The sequence below is a fragment of the Streptomyces sp. NH27 genome (assembly GCF_056859195.1).
In genome coordinates this window covers 1-6,142 of sequence record NZ_JACEGK010000485.1, presented here as the reverse complement: position 1 = coordinate 6,142, position 6,142 = coordinate 1, and the positions used below count along the sequence as shown (strand labels likewise).

7 protein-coding genes are annotated in these 6,142 nt (G+C 69.5%); 5 read left to right on the top strand and 2 right to left on the bottom strand.

From position 1 onward, the window contains the following. Positions 1–508, bottom strand: a 508-nt coding sequence (locus AC13HU_RS29930; RefSeq protein WP_483045107.1) for an NsdA family TPR-like regulatory protein, incomplete at its 3' end; no start/stop codon positions are given. Positions 509–807: 299 nt separating this feature from the next. Between AC13HU_RS29930 and lipB the strand changes: the two genes are divergently transcribed. The 4 genes from lipB (at position 808) to AC13HU_RS29910 (ending at position 3,955) form a co-directional block, all read left to right on the top strand. Next, on the top strand, positions 808–1,584 hold the full coding sequence (gene lipB / locus AC13HU_RS29925) for a lipoyl(octanoyl) transferase LipB (RefSeq protein WP_483045106.1): 777 nt from the start codon (positions 808–810) through the stop codon (positions 1,582–1,584). A gap of 136 nt (positions 1,585–1,720) precedes the next feature. Further along, a complete protein-coding gene (gene lipA / locus AC13HU_RS29920) occupies positions 1,721–2,710 on the top strand; it encodes a lipoyl synthase (RefSeq protein WP_483045105.1) in 990 nt (329 codons plus the stop codon). Between the two features lie 369 nt (positions 2,711–3,079). Next, positions 3,080–3,241 carry a hypothetical protein gene (locus AC13HU_RS29915; RefSeq protein WP_483045104.1) on the top strand — a complete coding sequence of 54 codons (162 nt, stop codon included), beginning with the start codon at positions 3,080–3,082 and terminating at the stop codon, positions 3,239–3,241. Between the two features lie 33 nt (positions 3,242–3,274). Then, a complete protein-coding gene (locus AC13HU_RS29910) occupies positions 3,275–3,955 on the top strand; it encodes a DUF4191 domain-containing protein (RefSeq protein ID WP_483045103.1) in 681 nt (226 codons plus the stop codon). Positions 3,956–4,094: 139 nt separating this feature from the next. Here the strand turns inward: AC13HU_RS29910 and AC13HU_RS29905 are convergent, their stop codons facing one another. Beyond that, positions 4,095–4,562, bottom strand: a complete 468-nt coding sequence (locus AC13HU_RS29905; RefSeq protein WP_483045102.1) for an RDD family protein — start codon at positions 4,560–4,562, stop codon at positions 4,095–4,097. A 252-nt stretch (positions 4,563–4,814) separates the two neighbouring features. On the opposite strand from AC13HU_RS29905, the gene glnA reads away from it, so the two are divergent. Beyond that, on the top strand, positions 4,815–6,142 hold a 1,328-nt coding region (glnA, locus tag AC13HU_RS29900), incomplete at its 3' end, for a type I glutamate--ammonia ligase (RefSeq protein ID WP_483045101.1).

The window sequence follows — 6,142 nt, the reverse complement described above, 5'->3', positions numbered from 1 at the left end:
GCCCCACCCGCTCGTCGGACCGCCCGATCAGCCAGTCCCGGCTCGGCACCACCAGCCCCGCCGGGGTGAAGGCGATCTTCCGCAGCTCGGCCTGGTTCCCGGTGTCCTTGCGCCACAGCCCGCTGACGATGTCCACCGCTTCCTCGGGCGTGGCGGCGTACTCCAGCCCGGCGTAGACCGGCGCGCACGCGTCGAGGCCGAGGTCGGGCGCGGCCAGCCGGCGGCCGAGCCGCTGCGTGAAGACCTCCGCGATCAGGGCCGGCGTGGTGCCGCGGGGTTGCTGCCCGCGCAGCCAGCGGGTGATCGACGTCTTGTCGTAGCGAAGGTCGAGGCCGTGCTCGACGCCGAGTTGGTTGACCCGGCGGGCGAGTCCCGCATGCGAGAAGCCTGCCTCCGCGATGATGTCGGCGAGTTTGGTGTTGGCTCGGTTCTGCCGTTCGGTACGCGCCTGGCGGGGCGCCGCGCTGGTCGGAAGGTTCGGCGTTCGCTGCGTGGGGCGGTCCGTCATCGGCAGTACGGTCCACTTCCTCTGGGTGTCTCAGGATCGGCGTGAATGTAACGGTCAGTGCCGGGAAGCTCACCGTAAGAGCCGTATATTCGCCCGAATGGGCTACAACTGGCCGCATTCCGGACAGTTCCTGTGCGGCCGGATCGCGTCCACCGGCCGGCGCCGCCCGCCCCCGCGCGGGGCCCGCGGCACAGCCGTCCGACCCGCCGCCGTACAGTGGCTTGGGTGCGTCCGGCCGCACCACCAGCCGCGGCCGGCAGCGCGCCTCCGTCGCGTACCGCAGAGGAGTAGGAGTAGCCGTGAGCGAACTGCGCTTCGTCCACCTGGGGTTCGGCACCGACGCCGTCGAGTACGAGGAGGCGTGGCAGGAGCAGCGCCGCGTGCACGCGGCCCGGTTCCTCGACGAGGTGCCCGACACCTGCCTGCTGCTCGAACACCCGCCGGTCTACACCGCCGGCCGTCGTACCGCCGACAACGAGCGCCCCCTCGACGGCACCCCCGTGGTCGACGTCGACCGTGGCGGCAAGATCACCTGGCACGGCCCCGGCCAGATCGTCGGCTACCCGATCATGAAGCTGCCCCGCCCCGTCGACGTGGTCGCCCACGTCCGCCGGCTGGAGGACGCGCTGATCCAGGTGGCCGCCGACTTCGGTTTGGAGACCTCCCGGGTGGAGGGCCGCAGCGGCGTGTGGGTGCTGGGCGACCCGGTCCCCCAGCGCCCGGGCGGCCTGACCCTCGACTTCGACCCGCGGCTGACCGACGAGGAGTTCGACCCGCGGCTGAACGGCCCGGAGTACGCCCCCTCCAACGCCGGCCAGCGCCGCGAGGACCGCAAGCTCGCCGCGATCGGCATCCGCGTCGCGAAGGGCGTGACCATGCACGGCTTCGCGCTCAACTGCAACCCGGACAACACCTGGTACGACCGGATCGTGCCGTGCGGCATCCGCGACGCGGGTGTCACCTCGCTCTCGGCCGAGCTGGGCCGGGACGTGCCGGTGACCGAGGTGCTGCCGGTGGTCGAGAAGCACCTGACCGCGGTGCTCGGTACGGCCGTGCCGCTGCCCCGCGCGGTGTGAGCACACCGGGCGACGGCGGCCCGGCCCAGCCGGGAATGCCCCGCCCATGCCGCAGGTTGTATCGATGATGGGCCGTGGGAAGTACGGGCGTACGCTGGTGTTCGCCGTAGAATCGAAGCTTTAGAGGGAGCCGGTCGTGTCCGCAGTCGCACCCGACGGACGCAAGATGCTGCGCCTTGAGGTCCGCAACAGCCAGACCCCCATCGAGCGCAAGCCCGAGTGGATCAAAACCCGGGCGAAGATGGGTCCCGAGTACACGCAGATGCAGAAACTCGTGAAGAGCGAGGGTCTGCACACCGTGTGCCAGGAGGCGGGCTGTCCCAACATCTACGAGTGCTGGGAGGACCGCGAGGCGACCTTCCTCATCGGCGGCGACCAGTGCACGCGGCGCTGCGACTTCTGCCAGATCGACACCGGCAAGCCGCAGGCCCTGGACCGCGACGAGCCGCGCCGGGTCGGCGAGTCCGTGCTCACCATGGACCTGAACTACGCCACCATCACCGGCGTCGCGCGCGACGACCTGGAGGACGGCGGTGCCTGGCTCTACGCGGAGACCGTCCGCCGTATCCACGCGATGACCGCTGACCGCGCGAGCGGCCGTACCAAGGTCGAACTGCTCATCCCCGACTTCAACGCCGAGCCGGCGCAGCTCGCCGAGGTCTTCGGCGCCCGCCCCGAGGTGCTCGCGCACAACGTGGAGACGGTGCCGCGGATCTTCAAGCGCATCCGCCCCGGCTTCCGCTACGAACGCTCGCTGGAGGTGATCACCCGCGCCCGCGAGGCCGGCCTGGTCACCAAGTCCAACCTGATCCTGGGGATGGGCGAGGAGCGCGCGGAGGTCAGCCAGGCACTGCAGGACCTGCACGACGCGGGCTGCGAGCTGATCACCATCACGCAGTACCTGCGGCCCTCGGCCCGGCACCACCCGGTGGAGCGCTGGGTGAAGCCCGCGGAGTTCGTGGAGCTGAAGGAGGAGGCCGAGGAGATCGGCTATGCGGGTGTGATGTCGGGACCGCTGGTGCGTTCGTCATACCGCGCCGGACGGCTGTTCCAGCAGGCCATCGACCGGCGTGCGGGCCAGGACGCCGCGGCACACGCCGGCGGTGCGGCTTTCATACGAGATTGACCGGATGGTCACCGGCTGGTAACACGGTGTGGCGAGGCTTGTTCTCGCCGCACCGTTGTCGTGTCGAGTGTCGTGTCGAGCACCGCAGCGCTGCCGTGGGTGCCACGCCGCGTGCGTCTCGTACCGCCGCAGGTCCCGCACTTCCGCAGGTCCCGTACCGCCGTACTCCCGCCAGGCCCCGTACTCCCGCCAGGCCCGCACCGCCGCACTTCCCCGTTTCGCCCACCGCCTTCCTCCCGAGGGGACGCCATGCCGTCGTCGTCCGAGCAGGTGCACGTTCCCGGCCGTCTCATGACCGGCCACCGGCCCCGCCTCCGGCGCCGTCACCGGCAAGCCCCGGCGGCGCCGGTGGCGGGCGCGCTGCGCGCCGTGGAAACCTTTCTGCTGGGCGGCGGCCAGCAGACCGCCCGCAGGAACGCCTGGGCGGCCGTCGTGGCAGACCGGCAGCGCGCCAAGGACCGGCGGGAGGCCGAGCACGAGATCGCGGCGCTCGCGGGCGCGGAACGCGGAGGAGCCGCCCGACCGCGGTGACGGCGTACCGACAGGCCACGTATCCTTTGCCACATGGCGAGGAAGGAAACATCCGAGAGCAGTTCTGGACGGCTCGCGCAGATCGTCCAGACATACAAGATGACCAGGCAGGCCGACTCGAAGATCGGTCTTGTCCTTGCGGCTGTGGGACTTGTCACCTTCGGTGTCATCCTCGCCCTCGGCTTCTTGATCAACCACCCCATCTACGCGGGCATCCTGGGCTTCCTGGTGGCCCTGCTGGCGACCGCGGTGATCTTCGGTCGCCGTGCCGAGCGGGCCGCCTTCGGGCAGCTCGACGGCAAGCCGGGCGCGGCCGCCGCCGTGCTGCAGAACGTACGGGGCTGGACCGTGACCCCCGCGGTGGCGATGAACAAGAGCCAGGACGTCGTGCACCGGGCGGTCGGCAAGGCCGGCATCGTCCTGGTCGGCGAGGGTAACCCGAACCGGGTCAAGGGGCTGCTGGCCGCCGAGAAGAAGAAGGTCACCCGGGTCGTCTACGACGTGCCGGTGCACGACTACATCGTCGGTGACGACGAGGGCCAGCTTCCGCTGAAGAAGATCCGCACCACGCTGCTGCGGCTGCCGCGGTCGCTGAGCGGTCCGAAGACCACCGAGGTGAACGACCGGCTGCGGGCGCTCGGGGACCTGATGAGCAACATGCCGATTCCAAAGGGCCCGATGCCGAAAGGCATGCGAATGCCGCGCGGGCGCTGAGCACGCAGTCGGGCTGGGCACGCAGTCGGGCTGAGCACGCGCCCGCGGTTGGGCTGAACGCGCAGATAGGGCGCCGGGGACGTCCCCGGCGCCCCTTTCTTCGTTCCTTCTCGTTCAGCTCCGGATCGTCGGCACTCCGTCAGATCCGGACCTGAACCGCCTTGGCGGCCTTGTCGTGCAGTCCCCGGGTGTCGCGGTCCCAGACCATCGCCGGGATGACGAGCAGCAGCAGCACCGTACGGATCAGCGCGGCGAGCGGGCTGAGCCGGCGCCCGTCGAGGCCGATCACCCGCAGTCGGATGATCATCTTTCCCGGGGTGCTGCCGACCAGTCCGAGCCCGATCAGGCTGACCACGGCGAAGACGGCGAGTGCCCAGTTGTTCGCAGAGTGCGCGTCACCGTGGGCGACCAGACCGTATGCGATCACCACGCACAGCACCCAGTCGATGAAGATCGCCGCGACCCGACGGCCGATGGACGCGACGGACCCCGGTCCCTCCTCGGGCAGGCCCAGCCGCTCACCGCGGTAGCCGAACTCCACGCCCATCTGTTCCGCGGCCGCGCGCGGCCCGGAGAGCCACGATCCCACTACTTCCCTGTTGTCCACGGCATCCACGGTAACCCCGGGCACGAACCGACCACCGGGCGGGCACCGGACGCCCCGCACGAGTGCCCTTGCGGGCACTGGGCGATGGGCGATCGGGGGCGATTCCGGGGCATCGCGGTTAACCTCTGCGAAACAAATGGGTCATGCTGGAGAAATCCCTGATCTCTAAGGTCAGGGCAGTGTGCGCCACCGCACTGGCCGCACATCTCGATCGCCAACCCGACCCGCGGGGCCGGGCCTAGGAGGAGTTGGATGTTCCAGAACGCCGACGACGTCAACAAGTTCATCAAGGACGAGGACGTCAAGTTCGTCGACGTCCGCTTCTGCGACCTGCCCGGCGTGATGCAGCACTTCACGATTCCGGTCTCGACGTTCGACCCGACCGAGGAGCTGGCCTTCGACGGCTCGTCCATCCGCGGGTTCCAGGCGATCCACGAGTCCGACATGGCGCTGAACGCGGACCTGTCGACCGCTCGCGTCGACCCGTTCCGGCGGGACAAGACGCTGAACATCAACTTCTTCATCCACGACCCGATCACCGGTGAGCAGTACAGCCGTGACCCGCGGAACGTCGCGAAGAAGGCCGAGGCGTATCTGGCCTCCACCGGCATCGCCGACACCGCGTACTTCGGCCCCGAGGCCGAGTTCTACGTCTTCGACAGCGTCCGTTTCCAGACCTCCGCGAACGAGTCGTTCTACCACATCGACTCCGAAGCGGCCGCGTGGAACACCGGCGCCGTCGAGGACAACCGCGGCTACAAGGTCCGCTACAAGGGCGGCTACTTCCCCGCGCCGCCGGTCGACCACTTCGCCGACCTGCGCGCCGAGATCTCCCTCGAACTCGAAGCGTCCGGACTCCAGGTCGAGCGCCAGCACCACGAAGTCGGTACCGCCGGCCAGGCCGAGATCAACTACAAGTTCAACACGCTGCTCGCCGCGGCCGACGACCTGATGCTCTTCAAGTACATCGTCAAGAACGTCGCCTGGCGCAACAACAAGACCGCCACCTTCATGCCCAAGCCGATCTTCGGCGACAACGGCTCCGGCATGCACGTCCACCAGTCCCTGTGGCAGGGCGGCACCCCCCTCTTCTACGACGAGCAGGGCTACGCGGGCCTGTCCGACACCGCCCGCTTCTACATCGGCGGCATCCTCAAGCACGCCCCCTCGCTGCTGGCGTTCACCAACCCCACGGTGAACTCCTACCACCGCCTGGTGCCCGGCTTCGAAGCCCCGGTCAACCTCGTCTACTCCCAGCGCAACCGCTCCGCCGCGATGCGCATCCCGATCACCGGCTCCAACCCGAAGGCCAAGCGCGTCGAGTTCCGCGCCCCGGACCCTTCCTCCAACCCCTACCTCGCCTTCTCCGCCCTCCTCCTCGCGGGCCTGGACGGCGTCAAGAACAAGATCGAGCCGGCCGAGCCGATCGACAAGGACCTCTACGAACTCGCCCCCGAGGAGCACGCGAGCGTCCCCCAGGTCCCCACCTCGCTCCCCGCCGTCCTCGACGCCCTCGAGGCCGACAACGAGTACCTCCAGGCCGGTGGCGTCTTCACCTCCGACCTCATCGAGACCTGGAT

What these genes read in the sequence shown, in the direction of transcription:
- AC13HU_RS29910 (WP_483045103.1), top strand. Translation starts at nt 3,275, where the DNA reads ATGGCGAGGAAGGAAACATCCGAGAGCAGTTCTGGACGGCTCGCGCAG.